General features: G+C 68.3%; 28 protein-coding genes. 20 read left to right on the plus strand and 8 right to left on the minus strand.

Annotated elements, in window-relative coordinates:
• Nucleotides 1–117: 117 nt before the first annotated feature.
• Together NDI86_RS05070 and NDI86_RS05075 are read right to left on the minus strand one after the other, a co-directional pair.
• Entirely contained in the window at nt 118–843 is a 726-nt protein-coding gene (locus tag NDI86_RS05070; protein WP_310899316.1) for a hypothetical protein, read from the minus strand.
• The gene (locus NDI86_RS05075) at nt 836–2,191 is read right to left on the minus strand and encodes a protein kinase domain-containing protein (RefSeq protein ID WP_310899317.1); all 1,356 of its coding nucleotides are present in this window, start codon (nt 2,189–2,191) and stop codon (nt 836–838) included. Before NDI86_RS05075 ends, NDI86_RS05070 begins: the two co-directional genes overlap by 8 nt.
• A 139-nt stretch (nt 2,192–2,330) precedes the next feature.
• On the opposite strand from NDI86_RS05075, the gene NDI86_RS05080 reads away from it, so the two are divergent.
• Complete coding sequence (locus tag NDI86_RS05080; protein ID WP_310899318.1) at nt 2,331–4,652, plus strand: methyl-accepting chemotaxis protein; 2,322 nt, start codon at nt 2,331–2,333, stop codon at nt 4,650–4,652.
• A gap of 2 nt (nt 4,653–4,654) precedes the next feature.
• On the plus strand, nt 4,655–5,359 hold the full coding sequence (locus NDI86_RS05085; protein ID WP_310899319.1) for a bacteriorhodopsin: 705 nt from the start codon (nt 4,655–4,657) through the stop codon (nt 5,357–5,359).
• A 91-nt stretch (nt 5,360–5,450) separates the two neighbouring features.
• Here NDI86_RS05085 and NDI86_RS05090 read toward each other — a convergent pair whose 3' ends face one another.
• Complete coding sequence (locus NDI86_RS05090; RefSeq protein WP_310899320.1) at nt 5,451–6,410, minus strand: transcription initiation factor IIB; 960 nt, start codon at nt 6,408–6,410, stop codon at nt 5,451–5,453.
• A 287-nt stretch (nt 6,411–6,697) separates the two neighbouring features.
• Between NDI86_RS05090 and NDI86_RS05095 the strand changes: the two genes are divergently transcribed.
• From NDI86_RS05095 to NDI86_RS05145, 11 genes are all read left to right on the plus strand, one after another.
• Nucleotides 6,698–7,276, plus strand: coding sequence for a DUF2391 domain-containing protein (locus NDI86_RS05095; protein ID WP_310899321.1), 579 nt, complete (start codon nt 6,698–6,700; stop codon nt 7,274–7,276).
• A 79-nt stretch (nt 7,277–7,355) separates the two neighbouring features.
• A complete protein-coding gene (locus tag NDI86_RS05100; RefSeq protein WP_220587000.1) occupies nt 7,356–7,535 on the plus strand; it encodes an HVO_2753 family zinc finger protein in 180 nt (59 codons plus the stop codon).
• A 2-nt stretch (nt 7,536–7,537) separates the two neighbouring features.
• Nucleotides 7,538–7,804 (plus strand): elongation factor 1-beta, encoded by a 267-nt coding sequence (locus tag NDI86_RS05105; protein ID WP_310899322.1) that lies wholly within the window; start codon nt 7,538–7,540, stop codon nt 7,802–7,804.
• 117 nt (nt 7,805–7,921) lie between these two features.
• On the plus strand, nt 7,922–8,215 hold the full coding sequence (locus tag NDI86_RS05110; RefSeq protein WP_310899323.1) for a 50S ribosomal protein L21e: 294 nt from the start codon (nt 7,922–7,924) through the stop codon (nt 8,213–8,215).
• Nucleotides 8,216–8,218: 3 nt separating this feature from the next.
• Entirely contained in the window at nt 8,219–8,575 is a 357-nt protein-coding gene (locus NDI86_RS05115; protein WP_310899324.1) for an RNA polymerase Rpb4 family protein, read from the plus strand.
• A 74-nt stretch (nt 8,576–8,649) separates the two neighbouring features.
• Nucleotides 8,650–9,225, plus strand: coding sequence for a DUF655 domain-containing protein (locus NDI86_RS05120; RefSeq protein WP_310899325.1), 576 nt, complete (start codon nt 8,650–8,652; stop codon nt 9,223–9,225).
• 122 nt (nt 9,226–9,347) lie between these two features.
• Nucleotides 9,348–10,202: a 16S ribosomal RNA methyltransferase A gene (locus NDI86_RS05125; RefSeq protein ID WP_310899326.1), complete on the plus strand. Its 855-nt coding sequence runs from the start codon at nt 9,348–9,350 to the stop codon at nt 10,200–10,202.
• Entirely contained in the window at nt 10,195–10,803 is a 609-nt protein-coding gene (locus NDI86_RS05130) for a HemK2/MTQ2 family protein methyltransferase (RefSeq protein WP_310899327.1), read from the plus strand. The genes NDI86_RS05125 and NDI86_RS05130 overlap by 8 nt, the downstream gene beginning before the upstream one ends.
• 62 nt (nt 10,804–10,865) lie before the next feature.
• Nucleotides 10,866–11,867 (plus strand): 5-methyltetrahydropteroyltriglutamate--homocysteine methyltransferase, encoded by a 1,002-nt coding sequence (locus NDI86_RS05135; protein WP_310899328.1) that lies wholly within the window; start codon nt 10,866–10,868, stop codon nt 11,865–11,867.
• Entirely contained in the window at nt 11,864–12,940 is a 1,077-nt protein-coding gene (locus NDI86_RS05140) for a methionine synthase (protein ID WP_310899329.1), read from the plus strand. Before NDI86_RS05135 ends, NDI86_RS05140 begins: the two co-directional genes overlap by 4 nt.
• Nucleotides 12,941–13,478: 538 nt before the next feature.
• Nucleotides 13,479–13,991, plus strand: a complete 513-nt coding sequence (locus NDI86_RS05145) for an HTH domain-containing protein (protein WP_310899330.1) — start codon at nt 13,479–13,481, stop codon at nt 13,989–13,991.
• Nucleotides 13,992–14,004: 13 nt separating this feature from the next.
• Here the strand turns inward: NDI86_RS05145 and NDI86_RS05150 are convergent, their stop codons facing one another.
• The 3 genes from NDI86_RS05150 to NDI86_RS05160 are packed head-to-tail and all read right to left on the minus strand — an operon-like array spanning nt 14,005 to nt 17,298.
• Complete coding sequence (locus NDI86_RS05150; protein WP_310899331.1) at nt 14,005–15,150, minus strand: ABC transporter permease; 1,146 nt, start codon at nt 15,148–15,150, stop codon at nt 14,005–14,007.
• Nucleotides 15,143–15,823, minus strand: coding sequence for an ABC transporter ATP-binding protein (locus tag NDI86_RS05155; protein ID WP_310899332.1), 681 nt, complete (start codon nt 15,821–15,823; stop codon nt 15,143–15,145). The genes NDI86_RS05150 and NDI86_RS05155 overlap by 8 nt, the downstream gene beginning before the upstream one ends.
• A complete protein-coding gene (locus tag NDI86_RS05160; RefSeq protein ID WP_310899333.1) occupies nt 15,820–17,298 on the minus strand; it encodes a COG1361 family protein in 1,479 nt (492 codons plus the stop codon). Before NDI86_RS05160 ends, NDI86_RS05155 begins: the two co-directional genes overlap by 4 nt.
• A gap of 184 nt (nt 17,299–17,482) precedes the next feature.
• Between NDI86_RS05160 and NDI86_RS05165 the strand changes: the two genes are divergently transcribed.
• Entirely contained in the window at nt 17,483–18,361 is an 879-nt protein-coding gene (locus tag NDI86_RS05165) for an ATP-dependent ribose-1-phosphate kinase (RefSeq protein WP_310899334.1), read from the plus strand.
• 7 nt (nt 18,362–18,368) lie between these two features.
• Here the strand turns inward: NDI86_RS05165 and NDI86_RS05170 are convergent, their stop codons facing one another.
• Entirely contained in the window at nt 18,369–19,382 is a 1,014-nt protein-coding gene (locus NDI86_RS05170) for a phosphotransferase family protein (RefSeq protein ID WP_310899335.1), read from the minus strand.
• A gap of 168 nt (nt 19,383–19,550) precedes the next feature.
• Between NDI86_RS05170 and NDI86_RS05175 the strand changes: the two genes are divergently transcribed.
• The 4 genes from NDI86_RS05175 to NDI86_RS05190 all read left to right on the plus strand — a co-directional run bounded on the left by NDI86_RS05175 (nt 19,551) and on the right by NDI86_RS05190 (nt 23,581).
• Nucleotides 19,551–20,048: a dihydrofolate reductase gene (locus NDI86_RS05175; RefSeq protein WP_310899336.1), complete on the plus strand. Its 498-nt coding sequence runs from the start codon at nt 19,551–19,553 to the stop codon at nt 20,046–20,048.
• A 66-nt stretch (nt 20,049–20,114) separates the two neighbouring features.
• Nucleotides 20,115–21,296 (plus strand): dihydropteroate synthase, encoded by a 1,182-nt coding sequence (folP, locus tag NDI86_RS05180; protein WP_310899337.1) that lies wholly within the window; start codon nt 20,115–20,117, stop codon nt 21,294–21,296.
• A gap of 3 nt (nt 21,297–21,299) precedes the next feature.
• Nucleotides 21,300–22,409 carry a glycosyltransferase family protein gene (locus NDI86_RS05185; RefSeq protein ID WP_310899338.1) on the plus strand — a complete coding sequence of 370 codons (1,110 nt, stop codon included), beginning with the start codon at nt 21,300–21,302 and terminating at the stop codon, nt 22,407–22,409.
• Between the two features lie 173 nt (nt 22,410–22,582).
• Nucleotides 22,583–23,581, plus strand: coding sequence for a TIGR04024 family LLM class F420-dependent oxidoreductase (locus tag NDI86_RS05190; protein ID WP_310899339.1), 999 nt, complete (start codon nt 22,583–22,585; stop codon nt 23,579–23,581).
• Here the strand turns inward: NDI86_RS05190 and NDI86_RS05195 are convergent.
• Nucleotides 23,578–24,273, minus strand: a complete 696-nt coding sequence (locus NDI86_RS05195) for a 6-hydroxymethylpterin diphosphokinase MptE-like protein (RefSeq protein WP_310899340.1) — start codon at nt 24,271–24,273, stop codon at nt 23,578–23,580. The genes NDI86_RS05190 and NDI86_RS05195 overlap by 4 nt on opposite strands.
• 259 nt (nt 24,274–24,532) lie before the next feature.
• Here NDI86_RS05195 and NDI86_RS05200 point away from each other — a divergent pair, with 259 nt between their 5' ends.
• The gene (locus NDI86_RS05200) at nt 24,533–25,057 is read left to right on the plus strand and encodes a DUF8114 family protein (protein ID WP_310899341.1); all 525 of its coding nucleotides are present in this window, start codon (nt 24,533–24,535) and stop codon (nt 25,055–25,057) included.
• Complete coding sequence (locus NDI86_RS05205; protein WP_310899342.1) at nt 25,054–25,797, plus strand: RNA methyltransferase; 744 nt, start codon at nt 25,054–25,056, stop codon at nt 25,795–25,797. The genes NDI86_RS05200 and NDI86_RS05205 overlap by 4 nt, the downstream gene beginning before the upstream one ends.
• The last annotated feature ends 9 nt before the right edge of the window (nt 25,798–25,806 follow it).

Here is a 25,806-nt window from a genome sequence, read left to right on the forward strand (position 1 = left end):
GGATAAAAGTTGGCAAGCAATCAATAGCCGAGCCCGCCAACTATATAGACGCGTCCGAGGCGACGCTCCCCGAGAAGGCCCCGCCGGCACGGCTCCGCGACGCCGCTCTCAGACGGGCTACAGGCCCGCCAGGTTCTGCCTGAGTTTGATAGTCGCCGTCATCAGCGTCGTCGCGGTCATGATGACGAAGACGACCTGGACGTGGAGGACGACGATGCGGTCGAGGCCGACGAGGACGGCCAGCTCCAGGGCAGGCACCAGCGCGGCGAAGAGCAACACCGGGAGCAGGTGGCGCAACAGCGTATCGGCGACGGTCCCCTGGACCCGCGCCTCGGCCGCCCCGCGGCGGCCGTAGTGCCCGCCCGCCAGCGCGAATCCGAGCGCGCTCGCGCCCGTGACCGCCAGGACGAGCGGGTGGCGTCCGACCAGTGCGAGCCCCGCGAAGACGACCGAGACGCCGACGACGGCGCCCCGGGTCAGCTCCCGTTCCGGGTCGGCCGCGTCCCCCGCCGTGACCGGGACGACGCTGCGGTACAGCACCCGCAGCGAGACTGACAGGACGAACACCGCAGCAAGCAGCAGCGCCATCTTGAAGGGAAGGACGTAGACGGTCAGGAGTTCGACCAGCCCCAGCAGGGCGAACCCGACCGCGAACAGCCCGGCGAGCACCAGCGTCTCCCACAGTCGCTCGCCGGTCCCGAGCGCGCCCGTCTGCCGATTCCGGTAGGCGTAGTAACTGAACCGGAGCCCCAGCACCGCGAGCAGCGTCAGCGCGATAAAGAAGATGAACGTCAGATTCGGGTTGTTATCCGCGTACGGCAGGCCGACAGCGACGCTACGCATCCTCACCCCGCAGCCCCTGGAGTTCCTGCCGGAGGTGGGCCGCCGTCTCGTAGCGGCCGAGCTTCCGGCGGGCCATCGCCTTGCCGACGATGTCGTCGACGGCGGGCGGTACGTCCGCGACGGCCGACGGCTCGGGCGGCCCGGCCGACAGCACGCCGTCCCGGACCGAGTCGAACGCACCGGAGTAGGGCGGCTCCCCGGTGAACAGCCGGTAACAGACCGCGCCGAGCCCGTAGATGTCGGTGGCGTGGTCGACGCGGCCGAAGCGCCGCTGGTAGTACTCCGGGGCGGCGTAGCGCGGGTCGAGGAACCGCGCCGGGTCGAACCGGTGACGGTACACCGACAGCAGCCCGGGGGCGTCGAGCAGCGGGGGCTGCCGGTCGCTCTCCTCGATGACGTTCCCGTAGTAGGCGACCGACTCGGCGTCGACGCCGGCGTGGACGACCCCGCGCTCGTGGAGCGTCGCGACCGCTCCCGCGAGTCGCTCGGCGTGCCAGGCGGCCTCCACCGTCGAAAACCGGTCCCGGTCGGCCAGCGTCTCCGCCGTGTACTCGGTCGCCAGCCAGGGCCGGGGCTCTTCACTCCAGTCGTACAGCGTCAGGACGTTCTCGACGTCGGCCACGGTCGACCACTCTTCGAGCCGGGCGGCCAGTGCCCGTTCGAACGACGCGTCGGTCCCGTCGGGTCCGTCGAGCAGTCGCAGGGCGACCGCGTACTCGGTCTCGTCGGCGACGCCCAGCGTCCGGTAGGTGTCGCCGTAGCGGCGCCGCTCACGCGGGGCCAGCACGCTGAGACGGTCGAACTGGCTCTCGTACTCGACGAGCGAGCGCCACTCGGCGTCGGCCGCCCGCGGCCGCTGGCCCATGGTGTTGCCCTCGTCCTCGTCGCCGCCCGCCCGGGGCTGACTCTCGTCGTCCTCGTCGCCGCTGTACACCTGCCGACCGTCGTCGTCGGTCCCCCGGCCGGCGATTCTGGTCCGGCCGACCGCCCTGTCGTCGGACCCGCCGCGGGTGGGCGTCGACCGCTCGACACCGCGGGTGGGTTCGCCGGTCGTCTCCCACCGGTCCAGGCGCTCCTCGACGACCGTCGGATACCGCTCGGCGAGGTAGTCGAGCGCGAGCGCGGCGGCCAGGGAGTCGTCGGCCCGGTCCGCGAGCCGCCCGACCAGCGAGGCCGCTGTCCCGGGATGGGCGTCGGCGACGACACACAGCGCCGTCGCCGCGCCCAGACGGACCTGCCGGTCACCGACGTCGAGGAGGTCGAGCAGTCGCGGGACGTGGTCGCGGTCCACGTCGGTCGCGGTGAGAACCTCGGCGACGAGCGCGCCGGGGTCTCTCTCCGAGGTCATGGGTGGATAGCACAATCATCGCCCGTCCGGACCCATCACTGTTTTGGCGGGTCGCTGACACTGTCGCCGCGCCCTGGGTTTATCAACCGTGAAAATCGCGGAGGAACGCTTTAAACGGCGATTCCCTGACATACACGGGATGTCAACAGACCGTGATTCGCCGCTGCCGAGCCTCGTCGGCGACAGTTACGCCGCGCGACTCGGCCTCGCGCTCGCGTTCGCCATCGTCGTCGTCGTCGCCTTCGGCGCTGTCATCAGCGCCCAGGCGTCCGCGACGCTCGCGGAGGACGTCGAGCGCGACACGACGGCGCTGTCCGACACGCAGGCGGCACAGCTGGACGGCTGGCTGACGACGGCCCGACGCGACGTCCGCACGACGTCGCGCTTGCCCGTCTTCGCCGACGGCTCGCAGTCGGCCGTCCAGAGCAGACTCACGGGGCTGGTCGAAAACGAGGAAGTCCCGCCCGACGTCGTGGCAGTCCACTACGTCAACACGGCCGACGGAACCATCCTCGCCAGTTCGAACGACCAGTTCGTCGGCGTCAACGCCACCGAACAGGGCGCGCCGTTCGCGACGGACCCGCCCGAGTTCAGCGGGCCCGACGACACCCACGTCACCGACCCGTTCGCGGTGTCGGTCGTCGACCACCCCATCATCGCCGTCGTCTCGCCGGTGGCCGGTGCCGAAGACCGCGCCATCGTCTACATGACCGACCTGGAGGCGCGGGCCGAATCGATATCGAACCAGCGTGAGGGCTCCTATACCACGGTCGTCAACGGCGAGGGCGAGTTCATCGCCCACCCAAACAGTTCGCGTATCGGGACCATCGCCGCGGTCGCGAACGCCGACGGTGACCCCCTCGGGTCGCTCGACGCGAGCGAGAGCACGTTCGTCGAGGGTGAAACCATGCTCATGGGGCTCTCCAGGCTCGACTCCCACGACTGGGTCGTGATGGTCCACGCCGACCGCGACCAGGCCTACGCGCTCTCAGACCAGATAAACTCGGACCTCGTGGGACTCATCCTGCTCGCGGTCATCAACCTCGGGCTGGTCGGGGTGACCATCGGCGGTAGCACCATCGCCTCGCTGCGCCGGCTCTCCTCGAAGGCGGAAGCGATGGCCGGCGGCGACCTCGACGTCGACCTCGAAACGGCCCGGACGGACGAGTTCGGCACGCTGTACGGCGCGTTCGACAACATGCGGTCGAATCTCCGGGCGGAGATAGCCGACGCGGAAGCCGCACGCGAGGAGGCCGAGTCGGCGAAACGGGAGGCCCAGGACGCGCGGACCGAAGTCGAGGCCGAACGCAACGAGATGCAGGCCCTCTCGAGTCACCTCGAACTGAAGGCCAGCGAGTACTCGCGCACACTCGAGTCGGCCGCCGACGGTGACCTCACCGCCCGCGTCGACACCGAGAGCATGAGCGACGCGATGGCCGAGGTCGGTCGCGAAATCAACGCGACGCTCGACGCCCTGGAAGGCACAATCGCGGACATGCAGGATTTCGCCGACAACGTGTTGGGAGCGAGCGACCGGGTCGAGACTAACGCCGAGCGCGTCGGGATGGCGAGCCAGCAGGTCTCCAACTCCATCGAGGAGATTTTCGACGGCGCGACGGAACAGAGCGAGCGGTTACAGGAGGGCTCCACCGAGATGGACAACCTCTCGGCGACTGCCGAGGAGGTCGCCGCCTCCGCCCAGGAGGTCGCGAACACGTCCGAGGCCGCAGCCGAGGTCGGGGAGGACGGCCGCGAGGCCGCCCAGGACGCCATCGCGGAGATGAGCGCTATCGACGACGAGACCGCCGAGACGGTCAGCGAGATAAACGCCCTGGAGGACGACTTAGACGAGATCGGCGACATCGTGAGCGTCATCACGAACATCGTCGAGCAGACGAACATGCTGGCGCTGAACGCCTCCATCGAGGCGGCTCACGCCGACGGCGACGGGGCGGGGTTCGCCGTTGTCGCCGACGAGATCAAGGGGCTCGCGGAGGAGACGAAGGCCGCCGCAGCCGACATCGAGGACCGCATCGACCGCATCCAGTCCCAGGCCGGCGACACCGTCGAGACCATCGAGTCGACGAGCGAGCGCATCTCCGAGGGCGTCGAGACCGTCGAGGAGACCGTCGACGCCTTAGAGACCATCGTCGAGTACACGGAGGAGGTCGACTCCGGTATCCAGGAGATAGACCGGGCGACGGAGCAACAGGCCCGAACCGCACAGGACGTGATGACGACCATCGACGAACTCGCCACTATCTCACAGCAGACGGCGGCCGAGGCCGACACCGTCGCCGGCGCGGCCGACGACCAGGCGGCCTCCATCGGCACGGTGACGGACTCCGCCCAGGAACTGCGTGACCGGGCCGAGGACCTCGAATCCGTCCTCGGCCAGTTCGAGGTCGGCGAGGCCGGACTCGACGACTCGACCGGGGCGGCCGCTACGGGGGACGACTGACCATGACGACGATAACGACCTGGTTCACGCTGGGACTGCTCGGCGAACTGCTCGGGACCGCGCTGCTGGCCTACGGCTACACGCTCGTCCCCGAACGAACGCGCAGACGGTATCTCTTACTCGTGGCGATTCCCGGCATCGCCATCGTCGCGTATCTCCTGCTGGTCCTCGGCGTCGGCGCGATAGACGGCGGGGGCCACACGGTCTACGTCGTCCGCTACGTCGACTGGCTGCTGACGACGCCGATAAACGTCCTGTACCTGGGCCTGCTCGCACACGCGAACCGGGAGACTATCGGCAAACTGGTCGGCCTGCAGGCGCTCACCATCGTCTTCGGGTTCGCCGGGGCGGTAGCCAGCGGGGCGCTCGCCTACGCGCTGTTCGTCCTCGGAGCGGTCTCGTTTGCCGGGGTCGTCCGCCTGCTGTACGGCGACGTGGGCGACGCCGCGGTCGTCGCGCTGTCTGACGTCGGGGCCAGTCTCTACCGGACGCTGCGGAACTTCGTCGTGGTCCTCTGGTCGGTGTACCCGGTCGTCTGGTTGCTCGGCGCCTCGGGCGTCGGCCTGATGGACGTCGAGACGGCCTCGCTGGTCATCGTCTACTTAGACGTCGTGACGAAGGTCGGCTTCGGCACCATCGCCTTGCACGCGTGGCTGACCATGGAGACGGTCACAGCTACCGATAGAACTGCCGTCACGGCTGACTAACACGGAAGAGTCGGAGAGTCGTCACGGGGACCGCTGTGGTCGGCACCGACCTCGGGTCGGCGCGTCCCGGGACCGTCCGACGACGGGTCCTTCAGTGGATGCCCATCGCTTCTATCTGTTCCTGGTAGCGGTTCCGGATGGTGACCTCCGTCACCTGGGCGACGTCGGCGACCTCGCGCTGGGTCTTCTTCTCGTTACACAAAAGCGAGGCGGCGTAGATGGCGGCGGCGGCGTAGCCGGTCGGGGACTTGCCCGAGAGCAGGCCCTGCTCGGCGGTGGTGTCGATTATCTCGTTGGCCTTCGACTGGACCTCCTCGGAGAGGTCGAGTTCGGAGGCAAAGCGGGGGACGTACTGCTTGGGGTCGACCGGCTCCATCTTCAGTTCGAGTTCCTGGGCGACGTACCGATACGTCCGCCCGATCTCCTTCTGTTCGACGCGGGAGACGTCCGACACCTCTTCGAGGCTGCGCGGGATGCCCTCCTGTCGGCAGGCGGCGTACAGACAGGCGGTGGCGACGCCTTCGATGGAACGTCCGCGGATGAGGTCCTCGTTGAGGGCGCGCCGGTAGATGACCGAGGCGACCTCCCGCACCGAGCGCGGGACACCCAGCGCGGAGGCCATGCGGTCTATCTCCGACAGCGCGAACTGCAGGTTGCGTTCGCCGGCGTCCTTCGTGCGAATTCGCTCCTGCCACTTGCGCAGTCGATGCATTTGCGAGCGTTTCTCCGAGGAGAGCGAGCGGCCGTAGGCGTCCTTGTCCTTCCAGTCTATCTGTGTCGTCAGCCCCTTGTCGTGCATCGTCTGTGTCGTTGGGGCCCCGACACGGGATTTGGACTGGCGTTCGGAGTGGTTGAACGCGCGCCACTCCGGTCCGCGGTCGATGTTCTCGTCTTCGATGACGAGGCCACAGTCCTCGCAGACGAGTTCGCCCCCGCCGTCGCTGGTGATAGACTCCGACTCACACTCGGGGCAGGTCTGCTGGCCCGTGCTCTCGGACGACTGCTCACGCTCCTCCTGGTCCGTGTCCCGCTGGCGCGTCGGCCGTTCCATGTGTTCTTTTACGGAGAACAGCTAATTACGTATAAATGTTTGGGCGGCCGGGGTGATTACCGGCCGTACCTCCCGCCTACATCACACTCACAGGGGACGAACGAAGCCTTAACCCCCGGTCGGGCAGTGCTAGCAAAGCATATGTGGTCGTTTACGGGACTGTTTGCCACGCTCGAACGAGCGCGCGACAGCGCGCGCGACACGATATCGGACACTGTGTGCCGTCCGTTCCGGCTGTCGCGGGCGATAGGCACCTCGGTGCAAACGGCGGACGGAGCGACCGAGCGATGAGCGAGGACCCGGCCGAGTCGGAGGGCCTCGGCGAACTGTTCGACGAACTCGAAGCGCTGGAGGACATCGTCGACAGCGAGGCGGAGCGCCGACAGGTCCGCGAGGCGATGCGGGCCGCGGCCGACGCACAGGGCGGTGACCCAGCCGTCTTCGGCCGCGTCATCTGGGGGTTCGACCGCGAGGACTTCGCCGAGGCGGTGCTGGGGTCGCTCCTCTTCGGTATCCCGATGGCCGTCGAGGGCGGGACCCGAGACGCCGGGCTCCACATCGCTCAGCACCCGCTGTACCTCGTCGGGACGCTCGTGACGGCGGTCACGATGGTCGTCGGCATCCTCTACGTCGCCGACTTCCAGGACGTGCGCATCGCCCACCGCATCCTGGGTGTCGTCCCTCGGCGCCTGGCCGGCGTGACGCTGACGGCACTCGCCACCTCGATTGCGCTGCTGACGGGCTGGGGGATGGTCGAGTGGTCGAGTGACCCCCGACTCGTCTGGGAGTCGCTGTGTATCTGTGCCGTCGCGTTCGTCCCGATGGCTATCGGCGCGGCGCTGGGCGACATTCTACCGGGCAGCTGACCCGACCGGATGACAGGGCCTGCCACGCTCCCGCCGGCGTTTGACAACCGTTAAAAGCGGCGGTCGGGTACGGGGTGGTATGAGCGAGAGCCAGCAGAAGCGAGCGCAGAAATGCGTCTCGTGTGGCATCAACATCGCCACGACGAACGCGGCCGCGTTCAAGTGCCCGGACTGCGGACAGCAGATTTACCGCTGTTCGAAGTGCCGCAAGCAGAGCAACCTCTACAAGTGCCCCGACTGCGGATTCACGGGACCGTAACAATGGGAAAAGTCGCTGCCAAGATCAAGATCATGCCGCAGAGCCCGGAAGTCGACCTCGACGCGCTTCAGGACCGTCTGGAGGGGGCGCTTCCCGAAGGAGCGAAGATAAAGGGATTCGAGCGTGACGACGTGGCCTTCGGCCTCGTCGCGCTGTTCCCGACTGTCATCATCCCCGACGAGGCGGGCGGCACGGACGCCGTCGAGGACGCCTTCGCCGACGTGGACGGCGTCGAATCCGTCGACGTCGACACCGTCGGTCGCCTGTAAGACGGCTTTCGTTCTCCGCGTTTCACGGCTCCCGGAGCGGCCGCACTGGCCATCGGGCACAGAGTCGGCCGCGGAACGCACGTTTTATATGGGCGAGTAGACAAGCGATGAGCAAGAATGCCGAGTTCGAACGGCCCCCTCGAAGGAACACGGAACAAGCTGAAGAACAAGCCACGCGACCGCGGTACGTCGCCGCCCCAGCGCGCCGTCGAGTCCTACGAGACCGACGAGAAGGTCCACCTGAAGATCGACCCCTCGGTCCCCGAGGGTCGCTTCCACCCGCGCTTCGACGGCCAGACCGGCACGGTCGTCGGCGAGCAGGGGACGGCCTACAAGGTCGAAATCGTCGACGGCGGCAAGGAAAAGACGGTCATCGTCAAGCCTGCACACCTCCGACGCCAAGAGAACTGAGCGATGACGATATTCAAGGAGAAAGTCTCCGAGGAGTATCTCACCACCGCCGAGACCAAGGAGATACTGGCCGACCTGGAGATGGAGCGTGCGGCCGACGAGGACCGGGAGATGCGCTACGAACTCAAACGCTCCATCGAACACGTCAACCACTTCGCGATGTTAGGCGTCGAGGAGTCCCTGGAGTTCGTCGACCAGCTCCGGGACCTGGAGAAGGTCGACGAGGCGACCGCCTACAAGATCGCGAACCTCCGGCCCCTCGACCGCGACGAACTGCGCGCCATCTACGCCCAGGAGCGGTACTCGCTGTCGGGCGACGAACTCGACGAGATTCTCGACGTCGTCAGGCAGTACGCCTAACGGCGTCGGCGTGACCCACGGCTTTCTCTGCGGTCATCCAATCCATTAAGTGTACTCTCGTCATACAGTTTCGCATGAGCAGCACCGAGAGCGGTGGTGAGGACCTGGTGGCGGCAGTGCTCGACGTGCTCCCGCACGGCCGGAGCGACGACGACCGCCCCCAACATCAGAAAGAGCCGCTCGCGTACGCCCTCGGAGTCGACGAGTTCCACATCTACGAGCTCTCGCTCGACGAGGACGACGACATCGCCTTCGGCGACCGCATCGACCTGACCGCGTTCGGCCGGATACGCGAGGTCGACTTCGAGGACCTGCCCAGCGGCGCCCGGCAGGAACTCGAGTACGCCGTCGAGGAGATAGTCGACGCCGACGAGCGGCGGTTCGTGGACTTCTACAACGACGCCCAGCCCATCACGCTGCGGCTCCACCAGCTGAACCTGCTGCCGGGCATCGGGAAGAAGCTCCGCAACACCATCCTCGACGAGCGAAAGCGCAACCCCTTCGAGAGCTTCGAGGAACTCGAAGAGCGCGTCAGCGGGCTCCACAGCCCCAAGGAAGTGCTCGTCGACCGCATTCAGGAGGAGCTTCGCGACGACGACCTGAAGTACCGGATTTTCGTGCGGCGCTCGGAGCAGGGCGAGGGTGAGTGAGCGGAGCGAACGAATCCTCGAAGCGAAGCGGTGAACGCAGTGAGCCGCGGAGCACGGCGAGTAACCGACCACGCACCGACGAGTAGCCGACTTTTTCACCCCCCGACCGTCTACAGGGGGTAATGACCGAGTACGGGAACCGCGACCCGGACGCCCTGGTCCGGCGGGCGGGCAAGCGGGCCGATACGCGACAGGACCAGCACTTCCTGGTCGACGACCGCGTGCTGGACCGGATACCCTCCTACGCCGAGGGGCTGGACCTGGCCCACGTTCTGGAAATCGGCGGCGGGCCGGGGGCGCTGACGGACCGACTGCTCGCGGTGGCCGATCGGGTGACCGTCGTCGAACGGGACCCCGACTTCGCGGCCCACCTCCGAACCGAGTTCGCCGACGCCGTCGCGGCCGACCGACTGACCGTCGTCGAGGGCGACGCGCTCGACATCGAGTTGCCCGACTTCACCGCCAGCGTCTCGAATTTGCCTTACGGCGCGTCCTCCGAGATAGCGTTCCGCCTGCTGCCCGAGGGCAAACCCACGGTCCTGATGTTCCAGCGGGAGTTCGCCGAGCGGATGGCCGCCGACCCCGGGACCGACGACTACGGCCGCCTGTCGGTGACGGCAGGCCACTACGCCGACGCCGAACTCGTCGAGACTGTGCCGAAGGGAGCGTTCGACCCCCAGCCCCGCGTGACGAGCGCGCTAGTGCGGACGACGCCCCGCGAGCCGGATTACACGGTCCCGAGCGACGACTTTTTCATGGACTTCCTGCGGGCGGTGTTCACTCAGCGCCGGAAGACGATGCGCAACGCCGTCCGCAACACGGCCCACATCTCCGGGCTGGGAGACCCCGACGCCGTGGTCGACGCCGCCGACGAGGAACTGATGGGCGCCCGCGCCGGGAACCTCACGCCCGCGGACTTCGCCGACCTGGCGAGCCTGGCCTACGAGGTCGGGCAACCGGAGCAGGGCGGTGACTGAACGCGAGGGCGACGGCCCCGACGGTGACCGACCATCCCTGGCCGACCAGCGGGGCGTCGAGACGGTGTACCAGCCCGCGGAGGACTCGGCCCTGCTCGCCCGCACCGCCGTCGAGCGCGTCACTGCGGGGGACCAGGCTCTGGACGTGGGCACCGGGTCGGGCTACGTCGCCGCGAAACTGGCCGAGGCCGGCGCCGACGCCGTCGGTGTGGACCTCAGTCCGCTGGCCTGCCGCGAGGCCGCCGACAACGGGGTCCCCGTCGTGCGCGGCGACCTCGTGGCTCCCTTCGGGGACGGCGCGTTCGACCTCGTGGCGTTCAACCCGCCCTACCTGCCGACGCCCGAAGACGCCGAGTGGGACGACTGGATGGAACACGCCCTCTCGGGCGGCGAGGACGGCCGCCGACTGGTCGACCCGTTTCTCGACGCCGTGGGCCGCGTCCTGGCGCCGGGCGGCGAGGTGCTACTGCTGGTCAGCAGTCTCACCGACCCCGACGCCGTTCGCGCGTACGCCCGCGAGCGCGGACTCGACAGCGAGGTATTTGCTACCGAGAAGCACCCCTACGAGGCGCTCGTCGTCTTGCGGTTTTCAGAGATATAATTACTTGGAGGCATTTTTCTGAATAGGAAATATTAAAGCTCGTCATTTCATAGCCTCGGCCAATGCCAGAGATAGTTGCGACGACACCTGGCCTGTTCCCGCTGCCGGACTGGGCCAAGGACGAGCTGTCCGACCTGAAAGGACACCAGAAGACGGACCTCATCGGCGGCGACGAGGGCGAGGCCATCACCAGCGCCTACGACCGCGCCCGCGATGAGGTCGTCTCACTGCAGACCGACGCCGGCCTCGACCGGGTCGTGGAGGGCCAACTGCGCTGGGACGACATGCTCGCGCACCCGCTTGCGGTCCACGACAGCGTCGATACTCGGGGCATCGTCCGCTACTACGACAACAACAACTTCTACCGGGAGCCGGTCGTCACCGACGACCTGACCGCCGACGGCGACGTGGCGGCCGAACTCGACGCCGCCGCCGGGCTGGTCGACTCCGGTCTCCAGGCCGTCCTGCCGGGGCCGTACTCGCTCGCGGACCTCGCGACCGACGAGCACTACGGCGACGACGCGGCGTTCCTCGACGCCGTCGCCGACTTCCTCGCGGGGGAGGTCGAGCAGTTCCCCGACGTCGAGACCCTGTTCCTGCTGGAGCCGTCGCTCGTCGAGAACCCGCCCGCAGACGGCGCGGACGAGCGTGCCAGCGAGGCCATCGACGCCGTCGCGAACGCCGTCGACGCCGAGGTCGTCACCCACACCTACTGGGGGCCCGTCGAGGAGAAGACCTACGCCCACCTCATGGACGCCGACGTCGACGCCATCGGCTTCGACCTCGTGGCCGACCACGACAAGAACGTCTACAACGTCCAGGAGTACGGCACCAAGGACAGCGTCGCGCTGGGCGTCGTCGACGGCCAGAACACCCGCGTCGAGTCGCCCGAGACGATTCGGGACCGCGTCGACTGGTTCGAGACCCAGACCAACACCGCCTACGACACCGTCTACGCGACCACGAACACCGAGACGTTCTATCTCCCCGTCAACAAGTTCGAGGACAAGATTCGGTCGCTGGCCAACGCCGCGACGCTCGAAACCCCGGAGGCAGACCAATGACAGGACCACGAGAGCAGTTCCGACCCGAGGACCACCCGAACGACCACTTCCTGCTGACGACCGTCGTCGGCTCCTACCCCAAACCCAAGTGGCACGACCGCGCCCGCGAGATGTTCGAGGACGAGGCGGCCGACTTCGGTGAGGACGAATGGGAGGAAGCGAAGGACGACGCCTCGCGGCTCATCACCCACGAGCACGAGCGCTGTGGCATCGACGTCGTCTGTGACGGCGAGATGCGCCGCAACGAGATGGTCGAGTACTTCGCCCACCGCATCGACGGCTACGAGTTCAACGGCCGCGTGAAGGTGTGGGGTCACAACTACTTCGACAAGCCCTCCGTGGCGGACGAAGTCGAGTACGGCGAGCAGTGGCTCGTCGAGGAGTTCGAGTTCACCGACGAGGTCGCACAGCGCCCGGTCAAGGTCCCCATCACCGGCCCGTACACGCTCGCGAACTGGTCGTTCAACGAGGTCTACGACAGCGAGGAGCAACTGGCCTACGAACTCGCGGACCTCGTCAACGAGGAGATAGAGGCCCTCGTCGAGGCCGGGGCCCGCTACATCCAGATAGACGAGCCCGCCCTCGCGACGACGCCGGACGACCACGCAATCGTCGGCGAGTGTCTCGAACGCATCGTCGACGAGATACCCGAGGACGTGCGACTCGGCCTGCACGTCTGTTACGGCGACTACTCGCGTATCTACCCCGAGATTCTGGACTACCCGGTCCACGAGTACGACCTCGAACTCGCCAACGGCAACTACGAGCAACTGGACGTGTTCAAAGACCACGAGTTCACCAAGGACTTCGCCATGGGCGTCCTGGACGCCCATACCGCCGAGGTCGAATCCGTCGAGGAGATCAAAGAGAACATCAAGAAAGGACTGGAGGTCGTCCCGCCGGAGCGCCTGACCGTCTCGCCCGACTGCGGCGTGAAGCTCCTGCCCCGCGAGGTCGCACGCGGCAAGATGGAGAACATGGTCCAGGCCGCCCGCGAGGTCGAACAGGAACTCGACGCCGGCGAAATCGAGGTCGTCGCCGACAGCGGCGCGGAAGCGAGCGCGGATGATTGACACTACGAGCGGGTTCAGCCGCGAGTAGCGAGACGCGACCGTCGGGAGCGTCTCGTTATTGCGAGCGGGGAACGCAGTGACCCGCGAGCAGCGAGGTTTCGAACAGGAGGGCCGTCGGTCCCTCGGGCGGCTTTGCCGCCCGACGACGCAGTGAGAACCACGTTTTGGCGAGCGGTGGAAGCCGCGAGACGCGGCCGTCGGGAGCGTCTCGAAGAGCGAACGGCCCGACAGTGAGTAACTAGCCACATCGAGAAATATTTCCTACGTGTGTATCGCGTATCTTCGAGCAGCATGCTCGCTCGGGAGAACACCACAGTGTAGATTTCGACGATAGACGAATACTGAATCGACCAGCGCAAAAATTAAGCTGTAGTTTCTACGTCAAATTCAACCAACTATACAATCGAATTCTGCTACTTAGAGACACTCATACGCTGCTTTAATCGAAATACCTTCGTGGACAAATATACGTATGCTAACTATTGTCGCTGGGAAAGAGTTTAGTTGTACTCGACAGATTACCCGAACGAGATAACCGATGACCGACGAAACACACCTCCGAGCGGAACTGTATCTTCGCGGTGATACGTACGGCACATTCGACGCCCAGCAGCAGGTGCTGAACCGGGTCAACCGGCTGGAGGCCAACGGCGTCTTCGCGGAGTCGATGGTGGCCGGCGAGTGGCAGCGCATCCGGACGATGGCCGAGGACACCCGTTCGGGGGCGCTGGCGACCTACGAGGAGTTCGCCGACTGGGCCGACCGCAACGGCTCCTCGCTGGAGCCGGCGTTCGAACACCGCACGCGCACGTACGTCGGCATGGACCGGGTCGACGAGGTCGTCGTCTTCCCCGTCGTCTCGCTGGCGCTCTACGACGAGACGCGCCTGCAGGCGGTGTTCCCCTGCACCGACGGCGAACACGTCTACACCGTCGGCGACGCCCTGGACGCGTTCGAGCGCGGCGACGAGGCCTGGCTGGCCCAGTTCGACACCGTCACCGTCGACCGGACCGAGCCGTGGCTCGAAGCGGGCGTCGAAGCGCTGCCCTGAAATCCGGCGACAGCTACCCTCTGAGCGCCTCGACCGGTTCTTCGCTCGCCGCTTTCCACGCCGGATAGAGGCCGCTCAAGATGCTGACGACGACGGCGAACGCGAAGGCGGCCAGGAGATACCACAGGTTCGCCAGTCGGAACAGCGCCGTCGCGTCGTCGACGGTGTAGTAGTTGATAGCGAGGCCGACGAGGGCGCTGACGCCCACGCCCACGAGGCCGCCGAAGACGCCCAGCAGCGTGGCCTCCATGAGCATCACCTTCAGCACGTCCCGCTTCTGGTAGCCCACGGCCCGGAGGACGCCGATCTCCTCGCGGCGCTCGACGGTCGACATCAGCATCACGTTGAGGATGGAGATGCCCGCCACGAACAGAGAGATGGCGGCGATTCCGACGAGGACGGTGTTGATGACCTGGAAGGTCTGGTTGACCTGGTCGACGAGCGAACCCAGTTCCTGGACGACCACGCGTTGCTCGCGGTCGTTGAGCGCGTCGCGAATCGCCATCGCGGACTCGTTTGCCGCCGTCCCGGACTCGGCGGTGACGTACACCTGCTGGTACCCCCGCCGGTCGAAGGAGTTCACGGGGAGGTAGATGCGGTTCTGGGGGTTCAGTTGCGAGAACGACCCGGTCGATTCCAGCACCGCCCGCACGCGCATCGACGTGCCGTTGACCGAGATGGTGTTGCCGGGCTGGAGGTCCTCGTTCTCGGCGACGCTCTCACCGACGAGGACGCCGCTCTGGAACGGGTCGGGAATCCGGCCCTCGGAGGCGTTGTACACCGACGCCGGGTCCTGGATACCGTAGACGACTGTCGTCTGGTTGCTACCACGGTCGAACGAGACCGGCCGGACCGTTCGCTTCTCCGGCGACACCGACACCGCCGGGCCGACCACGCGTCGTATCTCACGCACGTCCCGCTCTGTGAGGTTCTGGACGCCGGCCTCGGCGTTGGGCGAGACCGTCACCTGGTTGCCGAGGCCGCCGAGGTTCTCGGAGATGGAGTACTGCAGGGCGACGCCGAACATCCCCAGCGAGGCGATGGCGATGACGCCGATGACGATGCCCAGCGACGCCAGCGCCGAGCGGACTTTCGTCCGCGTCAGATTCCGGCGGGCCATCAAGACGGCGGGGAACCGGCGGTAGAGTGGGTCAAGCATCGACTGTCTCCCGCCCCAGCGAGCCGTCGACGAGGTGGACCGTCCGGTCGACGTACTCGTTGACCAGTTCGTCGTGGGTCACGGCGACGATGCCCACGTCCTGCTCGTCGGCGATGCGTCGGAACTCGTCGAGAATCTGTCGGCCGGTCTCCCGGTCGAGACTCCCCGTCGGCTCGTCGGCGAGGACGATCTTCGGGTCGTTGATGAGCGAGCGCGCGATGGCGACGCGCTGTTTTTGCCCCCCGGAGAGCTGGTCGGGGCGGTGGTCGAGTCGGTCGCCCAGCCCGACGCGGGTCAGCAGGTCGCGGGCGCGAGCGCGCCGGTGGCGGTCGCGGTCGAACAGCCGCGGGACTTCGACGTTCTCGACGGCCGACAGCGTCGGCAGCAGGTAGAAGTGCTGGAAGACGAAGCCGATGGTCCGCTTCCTGAGCAGCGTCCGCTTCCGGTCGTTCAGGTCGGTCACGTCGCGGCCTTCGAGCAGTAGCCGCCCCTCCGTGGGCGTCGCCAGCAGCCCGATGATGTTCAGCAGGGTCGTCTTCCCGCTGCCGCTCGGACCCATGATGGAGACGAACTCGCCGGGCTCCAGCGCGAAGTCGACGCCTTTCAGCGCTTCGAGGGTCTGACCGCCGGTCCGATAGCGTTTGACCAACCGCCGGGCGTCGATGACCGTCATAGGTCCGCGTCGTCCTCACCGCGCCAGTAGCGACGGACGAACAGGCCCGCGATGACCAGCGACACGACACCGGCGAGCCCGACAACGGCAACCAGGCCCGCGCCGAGGCCGCCGCCGCCGGTCTGTGGCTCCGCCCGGTCCGAGCGGCCCGAGTCGACCGGCACGGAGAAGGTCTCCCTGGTCCGCTCGCCGTCGACGAGGTAGCTCACTTCTACCGGAATCGCCGAGACGTTCCCGGTGGCCCGCGCCGTCAGGTCGAACGAGCTGAAGTCGCTGCCCGGCACCTCGCCGACGAAGAAGTCCCTGTTCGGGGCGGCGGGTTCGACGCCCTCGTCCGGGAGGACGCGGACGACGACACTCCGCGCCGTCGTCGTGCCGACGTTGCTGGTGCTACCGGTTATCTGGAGCAGGCCGTCCTCGCGCGAGACACTGAGCCCGGTCAGTTCGATGGACGCGGGCGTCGCACGCAGCGTCCGGGTCGTGGTGACCGTCCGCCGGTCCGACCCGCTCTGATACGCCGCGGTGACGACCACGTCGGCGGTCGGGGCCGACAGCGTCGCGTTCAGCCGCACTCGTTCGGTCGACCGCGGGGGCACCGAGTCGACGATAGTCTGACTGACGGTGGCGTTCTCCGAGCGGCCGCTGACGACGATGTCCTCGGCGGCTGCGTTCCCCTGGTTGACGATGTCGACCGCGAGCGTCTGCTCGGTGCCGCTGCCGGACCGCGACGTCTCGAGGACGACCCCGCCGCTGGCGGCCTCGGTCTCGATGGTCTGGTTCTGGGTTACCGTCCGCTCGGTGCCACTCGGGAGCGTGTAGGTGACGTTCGCTCGCAGTTCGTGGGTTCCGGCTCGCTCGGGCCTGAAGCGAAAGTCCGCGGTCGCCGTCGAGCCTTCCGCGACCGACGCGAACACCGAGCGGTCGTCGAGCATCGTGACGTCGTTCCCCGAGACGGTGACCTCGACGTTCGAGATGCGCGTATCGAGCCCGTTCGCGATGGTCACCGTACCGTTCGAGGTCACGTTGGCCACGGAGTCGTCGGCTTCAACGTCGACCTGGGGGTGGCGCTCCCGGACCGAGACGGCGACGGGGTAGCGGAGTTCGACCGGTTCGTTCGTGTTCACGTTCTCGCCCACGACCTGGATGCGCAGGTCGCGGCTACCGGCCTGTTCGAAGCGCTGTGTCAGCGGCACCGTAATCTCCGCGCCCGGCGAGAGGGTCCCGAGGTTCCGGCTCCGACTGTAGACCGGCAGGCCGCGGCTTCCACCGTCACGGAGTTCGACGCTCTCGATGCGGAGCGCGTCGCCACTGCTCCCGAGGTTCCGTATCGTCGTCGTGAACGTGATCTTCTCGCCGGGAGCCGGACTCCCCGGCGAGACGGTGACCTCGGTAATCGAGGCGTTGACCTGGGCACCGGTGACGGCCACGGGGACCACCGATAGGACGACGACCGCGACCACTAGCAGTCGGCGCACGGCGTCCCACCCCTGTCTCGCGCAGGTGATCGCTCGACGGTTCGACTCGGCAGTACGACCGCTGGAGGGCGTGCCATAGATGTCATGCGTCGACAGATTAAATAAATGCGCCGACTCCACTGACCGGTGTATTTTATCCCTCCGCTGCGGTAGCTATCGTCATGGACCGAGTCGGGGGACCGCGATGACGGACGCTCCACTCCGGGTCGTCTGTGCCGGCCACGTCAACTGGGACGTCACCCTCCAGGTCGACCGACTGCCAGACCCCGACGGGGAGGCCTCTATCGACCGCCAGTACCAGTCCGGCGGCGGCAGCGCCTCGAACGTGGCCGTGGCGCTCGCGGGACTGGACGCCAGCCCGCTGCTCTTAGGCAGCGTGGGGCGGGACGAGAACGGCTGGCTCGTCCGGCGCGAACTCGAGGACGCGGGCGTCGAGACCGCACTCGTCGAGACCGACGGCGAGACGGCCGTGAAGTACCTCGTGGTCGACGAGGCGGGCGAACTGCTGATGTTCGGCAACGAGGGGGCCAACGAGGCCTACGCGGCGTCGGACCTCTCGGAACGGGAGCTCTCGCGGGCCCACCACCTCCACCTGACGAGCCAGGCGCCCGACACCGCGGCCCAACTGGCGCGGACGGCGACCCGGGCGGGGCTCTCGGTGAGCTTCGACCCCGGTCGACGGCTGGCCGACCGGGACTACGCCGAGACGGTCCGCCGGAGCGACCTCCTGTTTTGCAACGAGCGCGAGGTGGCCGTTCTGCGCGAAGACGGACTCGCCGACGACGTCTCGACGCTGGTCGTCAAGCAGGGGTCGGGCGGCGCGACCGCTCTCAGCGGTGACCGGGAGGTAACCCACCCCGGCTTCGCGGTCGACCCGGTGGACACGACGGGCGCGGGCGACGCCTTCGCCGCGGGGTTTCTGGCGACTCGCGAGGAGGACCTGGAACGGGCACTCGCAGTCGGTAACGCCTGCGGGGCGCTCGCGGCGCGCACGCCCGGCGCGCGGGCCGAGGTGGAGTGGCGCGACGTCGAGGCGCTGCTCGACATCGGGCCCAGCGAGTAGCTATCGGTCACTCGGGAACCGCGTCCAGCAACCGCTCGAACTGCTGGCGGTACTGGGCCTCGGCGCGGGCCTGGACCAGTCCGGAGTCGTCGTCGAAGACGGCCTCGAAGCCGGCCATCCGCCACAGCAGCGTCGAGAGCTGATAGAGCGGCCGGCGGTCGGCGTAGCCGTCCTCGAAGTCCATCGGACGGTGTTCGGTGTACCCCTCGTGGAACTCCGAGCGCAGGCTCTCGCGCACGTCCGGGTCGCTAAAGGAGGAGTCGATAAAGAGGAACTCGGTCTGAGCGAGGTTGTACTCGGGCAGGGCCGCGAGCACGTCCTGCCAGTCCAGCACCGCGGTGATGGGCCGGTCGGCGCCGGCCTCGAACAGGAGGTTCGCCGGCCGGAAGTCGTCGTGGACCAGCCGGGGGACGCCGTCCTCGGGGACGAACTCCAGGGCGGGCTCGATTTTCTCCAGCGCGCGGCCTTTCACGTCCGCAAACGGGGTCTCGTCGAGCCGGGAGAGGTGAGCCCGCGTGAGTTGCTCGAAGTACTCCCGCCAGTTCCCCATCCAGTCCCTGACGATGAGCCGGCCGTTGTGGAGGTCGAGGCGGCCGAAGGCCTCGAAGCCGATTTCCGAGTGGAGGTCACCGAGGATGTGGCCGGCCTGGGCCATGACGCGCCGGCGGTCCTCGGCAGAGAGGGTCGCGAACTCCTGGGAGAGGTTCTCCCCGTGGACACGTTCCGTGACGAAGTACGGGCGCACGTCGACCCCGGGTTCTTGCTTGAACACGAGGATGCGGGGCACGGGCACGTCGGTCCGGTTGGCGACGTACTCGTGGAGCTTCGGCTCGATGTCGAACGGGATGTCACCGTCGGGTTTGAACTTCACCACCACCTCGTACTCCTCGCCGCCGTGGTCCAGCGTCACCATGTAGACGTCGCTCTGGTGGCCACCGCCCGGGGTCTCGAAGGTGAATCCGTTGTAATCCGGCCCCGACTCGTCGAGGACGGCACGGATATCGGCTTCCGGCGTCGACACTGAAAGCGGCTAGGAGGGTGGGCTAAATAAAACTGTCAGTGTGTGGCTGTGGTGGGCGACGCCCGACTGCGGGAACGCGACGCGGTCTTGCTGTTCCGCGGCCGCGGGCGACGGGTCGGGCGCCACGGACGGCGACACGGGCTTACGGGTCGCCCCCCAACACCGCCCATGGTCGAACTCAACCTCATCGCCGGCGTGGCCCGGACAGGCGCCATCGGTGACGGCGAGACCATCCCGTGGCACTACGACGCGGACGAACGGCAGTACAAGGACCGCGTGGCGGACCACCCGGTCGTCGTCGGCCGCAAGACCCACCAGGGGATGACCCGAATCCGCGGGACCCACCCGGTCGTCGTCACGGGCAGCCCCGAGGAGTACGAGGAGGCCGACGCCACCTTCGTCTCCACCGTTGCCGACGCGGTCGAGGCCGTCGCCGCCGAGGGGACGACCGGGTGGGTCATCGGCGGGCAGTCTATCTACGCGATGTTCCTGCCCTACGCCGACCGCGCGTTCGTCTCGGAACTGCCCGAGCGGCAGGTCGCCAGCCGGGTGTTCCCGTATCTCGGGACGCACTGGTCCGTCGAGCGGCGCCACGCGTACGACCAGTTCGACGTCGTCGAGTACCGCAACGAGGCGCCGCTCGACCCCGCGGACGCGCCGGCCTGACGTGGCCGGGCCACCGGCGTTGTCGCAAACACCAACGCTTACCGTCCCGAGTCCTTGGAGACGGCTATGCAAACGGTCGACGCGGCAGGGCTCCCGATAGGTGACGACCACCCCCCACGCATCATGGGCGTGCTGAACGTCAGCAAGGAGTCGCCGTACTCCCCGTCGGTGTACGACGACCCGGCGGAAGCCGCCGAGTACGTCGACACGGAACTCGTCGGCGAGGGGGCCGACATCGTCGATATCGGCCTGGAGTCGGCCAACAAGCGACTGGACGTGCTCTCGGCCGAGGACGAACTCGACCGCCTCGACGTCGCCATCGAGACCATCGAGTCCGTCAGCGGCGACGCCGTCTTCTCCATCGAGACGCGCTACGCCGAGGTGGCCGAGGCGGCCATCGAGGGGGGCTTCGACATGGTCAACGACATCTGTGGCTTCGCGGACCCGGCGATGCCGGAGGTCTGCCGGGAGTACGACGTGGCCGTCGCGAAGATGGCGAGTCCGCCGGACCTCGAACGCCCCGGCGCCGTCGAGGAGACCGACTGGGCCGCCCGCAACTCCCCCGAGTGGGCCCAAGCGGCCGACTACGTCGACCAGGTGTACGAGGCGCTCAAGCAGAACGGCCTCACGGAGAAGACCATCGTCGACCCGGCCTTCGGCGGGTGGAGCGAGGCCAAAACTATCGCCGACGACCACGCGACCTTCGAGCGCCTGCGGGAGTTCCGCGGCTTCGGTCGCCCCATCCTCGTCTCCATCAACCGGAAGAACTTCCTGAAGACCATCGCCGACCGCTCGACCGAGGACGCCCTCCCAGTCTCGCTGGCCGCGACGGCGATGGCCGTCGAGCGGGGCGCCCACGTCGTCCGCACGCACGACGTGCGCGAGACCGTCGACGCCGCGAAAATCGGCGCGGCCTTCACCGAGCGCGCGTACGTCGCCGACGACGGCGTCTCCGTGACCGAACTCGACGTCCGCCGTGGAAGCGAGGTCGCGCGCCACCTGGAGACCATCGGCGCGCCGACCGACGGGAGCGGGGCCTACGTCAGTCGCGTCTTCGAGGTCGCCGGACTCACGCCCGAGGTCGCCTCGGAACTCACCGCGGTCGCCGAGTCGGTCGGTCTCACCGTCTCCACGGGCGACGGCGGCGTCCTCCTGGGCGGGCGCCCCGACGCGCTCGGAGCGGCCGCCGACGAACTGGCCGGGACGCCCGCGTACGAACCGCTCGTCGAGGCCATCCGCAGTAGCTAACGCATGGACTACCTACAGGAACGCATCACGACGCTGCACGACCTGACCGACGCGGTGCCGGCGATGCCTGCGGGCGACAGCGCGGTCGTCGTCCCCATCGCCGGGGAGACCGAGGCCGCCGTGACGCCGACCCACGTCTTCCGGGCCCTCGAAGCCGTCGGGCCCAGCGCCGTCGTCGTCCCGCTCCGGGCGCCCCGGCCGGTCGCCGCCGCCTTCGACCGCTGGGCCGCCGACTTCGACCTCGACGTGACGACGCTGTGGTGTAACGCGCCCAGCGTGGCCCCGTTGCTCGACGACCACGGCCTCGACGGCGCGATGGGGAAGGGGCGGGACGTCTGGCTCGGACTCGGGCTGGCCGCGGACCGGGCCGACTACGTGGCCGTCCACGACGCCGACGCCTCGACGTACTCGCCGAAACACGTCCCGCGCCTGCTCGCCGGGCTCGATATGGGCTATGCGTTCGTCAAGGGGTACTACGCCCGCGTCGAGGACGGGCAACTGTACGGCCGACTCGCCCGGCTGTTCGTCGCGCCACTCCTCCGGGCGCTATCGGACGCCCACGACGACCCGCTGCTTGCCTACCTCTCGGCGTTTCGCTACCCGCTGGCCGGCGAGTTCGCCTTCACCGCCGAGGCCGCCCGCTCTATCCGCGCCCAGCGGGCCTGGGGGCTGGAAATCGGGATGCTCGGGGAGGCCTACGACGTGGTCGGCGAGACCGCCACCGCGCAGGTCGACCTGGGGATGCACCGCCACGACCACCGTCCCGTCGGGGGTCGGGGCGGCCTCTCGACGATGGCACAGGAGGTCGGCGAGGCCCTCTTTCGCGTCCTCGAAGACCACGGCGTTCGACCCGACTACGAGCGCCTCCCCGACGCTTACCGGGACGCCGCGGATACGCTCGTCCGCCAGTACGGCGCCGACGCCGCGGTCAACGCGCTCGACTACGACGCCGACGCCGAGCGCTCGCAGGTCCAGACCTACGCCGGGTGCATCAGGGCGCCGGGCCCGGACGACCGGCTCCCCCCGTGGACGGAGACGACGCTGTCGGCCGGCGACGTGCTCGAAGTCTCGCGGGACGCGCTCGGCCGGCCCGGCAGTTCGCCGCTCGACTGACCGGGAACGAACCGCCGGTTGGAACCCGTTTCAACGGCCCCGGGCTGGTGTGCCTGCCATTTTATACCACGCGGGGCCACAGATACGGATATGCCAGCGACACGCCCCACAGCACCGTCGCGAGCCGTTTCTATCGTTCGCCCACCACGACCCCGGCCCGAGGCCGTCGACCGATGACGGACAGAGATATCTACCTCCCCGTCGCGGCCCAGCCGTCGGTCTCGACGCTGGTCGGGCTGAGCCAGCTCGCCGAGGCCGAGGGGTACGAGCGGGTCTGGCTCCCCGAGACCTGGGGCCGGGACGCCGTCACGACGCTCACGAGCATCGCCGACGGGACCGACGAGGTGGGCATCGGCACCTCGCTGTTGAACGTCTACTCGCGCTCCCCGTCGCTCATCGGCCAGACCGCCGCCACGCTGCAGGAGGCCTCCGGGGGGCGCCTGCGCGTCGGCCTCGGGCCCTCGGGCCTGCGTGTCATCGAGGGGTGGCACGGCGAGTCCTTCGAGCGCCCCCTGCGTCGGACTCGCGAGACAATCGACGTCGTCAAACAGGTGCTGTCGGGCGAGACGGTCGCCTACGACGGCGACATCTTCGAGCTGTCCGGGTTCAGACTCCGCTGTGACCCGCCCGATCCGGCCCCGCCGATAGACGCCGGCGGGCTGGGCCCCAAGGCCGTCGAACTCGCGGGCCGGTTCGCCGACGGCTGGCACGCGCTGCTGGTCACCGCCGACGGCATGGCCGACCGGCTGGACGACTTCGAGCGGGGCGTGGAACTGGGCGGCCGCGACCGCGCGAGCCAGCGAGTCACCTTCTCGGTGCCCTGCTGTGCGCTCGACGACCGGGAGCGGGCCCGCCAGTTGACCCGCCAGCACATCGCCTTCTACGTCGGCGGGATGGGCACCTACTACCGGGACGCGCTGGCCAGACAGGGGTACGAGGAGACCGCGACGACGGTGTTCGAGGGGTGGAACGCCGGCGAGCGCGAGGCCGCCGTCGCGGCCGTCGACGACGACCTGCTCGACGCCCTGGCGGTGGCCGGCACGCCCGAGGAGTGCCGGGACCGACTCGCTCGCTTCGAGGGCATCGACGGCGTCGACGCCATCAACGTCTCGTTCCCGCGGGCCGCCCAGCGGGCCGACATCGAGGCGACGATGGCCGCCCTGGCGCCCTAATCGGTCGCGGCCAGCGGTGCGATGTCGTCTCTGCGCCCGTCGAGCACCCCGAAGCGCTCGCCCCGCCGCGATTCCAGCCAGTACAGCAGCCGCTCGGCCCACCGGAGCTTCTCGCCTTTCTCGGGTGCCACGTCAGGGTCGTCGAAGTCCCAGCCGACGAAGCGGAGTTCGGCGGCGCCGAAGTGGTCGGCGGCGAAGGCCGCCCGGTCGCCGTCGGTGAACCCGCCGAAGTCGTGGACGCTGGCTGTCGGGGCGGCCTGCGTGGTCGGCACGACGAACGCGCCGTCGTACGTCGGGACGTGCCGTTCGACCGCCGGGACGTTGTCGCCGTGGGCGTGGACGAACACCGGCGTCCCCGACTCGGTGAGTTCCCGGCCGGTCCCGGGGTTCTTGTCGAGGTCGGTCACCATCGCGTCGACGGCGACGCCCGCGTCCCGCAGGCGGTCGACGGCGGTCGACGCGGCGAGGACGGCGTCGGCCGCCGCCGCCCGGTCGGCCTCGCGTTCGAGCGACGGGCCGGCGCCGGCGACGGCGACCGTCTGCCCGTCGAGGCCCAGTCCGGCCGGGTCGTAGGTCGACGCGTTGGCCAGTAACTCGGCCAGTCGGTCCCGCGCCCGTTCGTCGTCCCCACGGGGGTAGCCAAACGCCGCGAGGAGCCGCTCGTAGACGGGTTCCCAGGTCTGAAAGTCCATAGCTGTGGCTGACGGGCTGGTGCCAGATAAAGCGGGTTGAGCCGAAATGGCACGTCCGTGTACCCCTACCCGGGTGCCCTTCCGGCTTTCACGCCAGTGTTTTGACGCCTCCGGTATAAGCTTTCTCTTACTCACACCTGGCGTGTAACTGGTGGCCACCTCCCCGTCAGCCGCCGCTCTCCGGCCAGCACGACCGTCCGGGTCGCCCGGCGGCGTGGACATCGCGCCCTTTTAACCTCGCAGTCGCCCAACGTGGCGTATGGGCAAGGTCAACATCGGGCTGCGCGGCTGGCGATTCGACGAGGACGTGTTAGGCGAGGACGGCCGGGTGCGTCCGCTGGCGACGATGGACCCGGCGGACCGCCAGCGAATCCTCGTGCTCGCCGACCGCGTCGTCGACCCCTGTGACGCCTGCTGGCTGGCCTACGGAGAGAACCGCATCGAGGAGTGCAACGTCGCCGAGGTCATCTACGGCGAGCCACGCGGCGAGGTGGTGCTGTGTTCGGCCCACGAACCGGACTTCCTCTACTGGTTCCGCGAGGACGGGGGCAAAGAGTTCGCCGGCGAACTCGAACTCCGGGACGCCTTCCACCAGTGGTTCCTCGACGGGCATCGCGCGCCCGAGGGCTACGAGGGGCTGGAACACGTCGACGAGGACCCGACGTCCCTGCCGGACGCGCCGGGCCGAAACGAGGCCATCCCCGGCTTCGAGGAGGAAATCGACGGGCTAGCGGAGGAGGACCTCGACGCGATGGACATCGACCTCGACGACCTCGACGTATGATATCGGTGGCCGTCGTCGACGCCGAGACGCCGGGCAACGTCGGCACTATCGCCCGGTCGATGAAGAACTTCGGGCTGTCGGACCTGTTGCTCGTGGACCCGCCCGAACTCGACCCCGACGGCGAGGCCTACGGCTTCGCCGGGCAGGCCCGCGAGGACATCCTGCCGGCGGCCCGCGAGGTCTCTTTCGACCACCTCGTCGAGAACTACCACACCGTCGCCTGTACCGCGACCACCAACGAGGACGACTCCAGTCACGTCCGGTATCCGGCGAAGACGCCCGCCGAACTGGCCGACTCGCTGGCCGGCGTCGACAGCGACACCTGCGTCGTCTTCGGCCGCGAGCGGGTCGGGCTGACTAACGACGAACTCGAACGACTGGACGAAATCTGCTCGATTCCGGCCAGCGCCGACTACCCCGTCCTGAACCTCGGCCAGGCCGCGACCATCGTCCTCTACGAACTGCGCGGGCTGACCGTCGAGCGCGACCAGCACCCCGACGACCTCCACGCCAGAGCCGACGAGACGGCCGTCGAGGGGCTCCACGAGGAGTTCTCGACGTTCCTCGACACCATCGACCACCCCGAGGAGAAACGCCACCGCGTTCGGCGGCTCTTCCGCCGACTGGTCGGCCGCGCCCACCCCACGGGCCGGGAGGCGAAGACGCTGCGAGGCGTGTTCCGGCGCGCTCGGGGACGGGTCGAAGCGACGACCCGCGAGCGGCGGGCCGACGAGGAATAGCCGACCGCG

Source organism: Haloarcula onubensis, assembly GCF_031624605.1.
Classification (GTDB): Archaea; Halobacteriota; Halobacteria; order Halobacteriales; family Haloarculaceae; genus Haloarcula; species Haloarcula onubensis.

Excerpts from the sequence above, each read along its gene's own strand:
- NDI86_RS05155 (WP_310899332.1), bottom strand. The coding sequence starts at position 15,823 with ATGACGGTCATCGACGCCCGGCGGTTGGTCAAACGCTATCGGACCGGC.
- NDI86_RS05145 (WP_310899330.1), top strand. The coding sequence starts at position 13,479 with ATGACCGACGAAACACACCTCCGAGCGGAACTGTATCTTCGCGGTGAT.
- NDI86_RS05085 (WP_310899319.1), top strand. The coding sequence starts at position 4,655 with ATGACGACGATAACGACCTGGTTCACGCTGGGACTGCTCGGCGAACTG.
- NDI86_RS05195 (WP_310899340.1), bottom strand. The coding sequence starts at position 24,273 with ATGGACTTTCAGACCTGGGAACCCGTCTACGAGCGGCTCCTCGCGGCG.
- NDI86_RS05075 (WP_310899317.1), bottom strand. The coding sequence starts at position 2,191 with ATGACCTCGGAGAGAGACCCCGGCGCGCTCGTCGCCGAGGTTCTCACC.
- NDI86_RS05095 (WP_310899321.1), top strand. The coding sequence starts at position 6,698 with ATGAGCGAGGACCCGGCCGAGTCGGAGGGCCTCGGCGAACTGTTCGAC.
- NDI86_RS05200 (WP_310899341.1), top strand. The coding sequence starts at position 24,533 with ATGGGCAAGGTCAACATCGGGCTGCGCGGCTGGCGATTCGACGAGGAC.
- NDI86_RS05100 (WP_220587000.1), top strand. The coding sequence starts at position 7,356 with ATGAGCGAGAGCCAGCAGAAGCGAGCGCAGAAATGCGTCTCGTGTGGC.
- NDI86_RS05105 (WP_310899322.1), top strand. The coding sequence starts at position 7,538 with ATGGGAAAAGTCGCTGCCAAGATCAAGATCATGCCGCAGAGCCCGGAA.
- NDI86_RS05185 (WP_310899338.1), top strand. The coding sequence starts at position 21,300 with ATGGACTACCTACAGGAACGCATCACGACGCTGCACGACCTGACCGAC.
- NDI86_RS05115 (WP_310899324.1), top strand. The coding sequence starts at position 8,219 with ATGACGATATTCAAGGAGAAAGTCTCCGAGGAGTATCTCACCACCGCC.
- NDI86_RS05140 (WP_310899329.1), top strand. The coding sequence starts at position 11,864 with ATGACAGGACCACGAGAGCAGTTCCGACCCGAGGACCACCCGAACGAC.
- NDI86_RS05135 (WP_310899328.1), top strand. The coding sequence starts at position 10,866 with ATGCCAGAGATAGTTGCGACGACACCTGGCCTGTTCCCGCTGCCGGAC.
- NDI86_RS05175 (WP_310899336.1), top strand. The coding sequence starts at position 19,551 with ATGGTCGAACTCAACCTCATCGCCGGCGTGGCCCGGACAGGCGCCATC.
- NDI86_RS05125 (WP_310899326.1), top strand. The coding sequence starts at position 9,348 with ATGACCGAGTACGGGAACCGCGACCCGGACGCCCTGGTCCGGCGGGCG.
- NDI86_RS05080 (WP_310899318.1), top strand. The coding sequence starts at position 2,331 with ATGTCAACAGACCGTGATTCGCCGCTGCCGAGCCTCGTCGGCGACAGT.
- NDI86_RS05150 (WP_310899331.1), bottom strand. The coding sequence starts at position 15,150 with ATGCTTGACCCACTCTACCGCCGGTTCCCCGCCGTCTTGATGGCCCGC.
- NDI86_RS05205 (WP_310899342.1), top strand. The coding sequence starts at position 25,054 with ATGATATCGGTGGCCGTCGTCGACGCCGAGACGCCGGGCAACGTCGGC.
- NDI86_RS05165 (WP_310899334.1), top strand. The coding sequence starts at position 17,483 with ATGACGGACGCTCCACTCCGGGTCGTCTGTGCCGGCCACGTCAACTGG.
- NDI86_RS05110 (WP_310899323.1), top strand. The coding sequence starts at position 7,922 with ATGCCGAGTTCGAACGGCCCCCTCGAAGGAACACGGAACAAGCTGAAG.
- folP (WP_310899337.1), top strand. The coding sequence starts at position 20,115 with ATGCAAACGGTCGACGCGGCAGGGCTCCCGATAGGTGACGACCACCCC.
- NDI86_RS05070 (WP_310899316.1), bottom strand. The coding sequence starts at position 843 with ATGCGTAGCGTCGCTGTCGGCCTGCCGTACGCGGATAACAACCCGAAT.
- NDI86_RS05090 (WP_310899320.1), bottom strand. The coding sequence starts at position 6,410 with ATGGAACGGCCGACGCGCCAGCGGGACACGGACCAGGAGGAGCGTGAG.
- NDI86_RS05120 (WP_310899325.1), top strand. The coding sequence starts at position 8,650 with ATGAGCAGCACCGAGAGCGGTGGTGAGGACCTGGTGGCGGCAGTGCTC.
- NDI86_RS05190 (WP_310899339.1), top strand. The coding sequence starts at position 22,583 with ATGACGGACAGAGATATCTACCTCCCCGTCGCGGCCCAGCCGTCGGTC.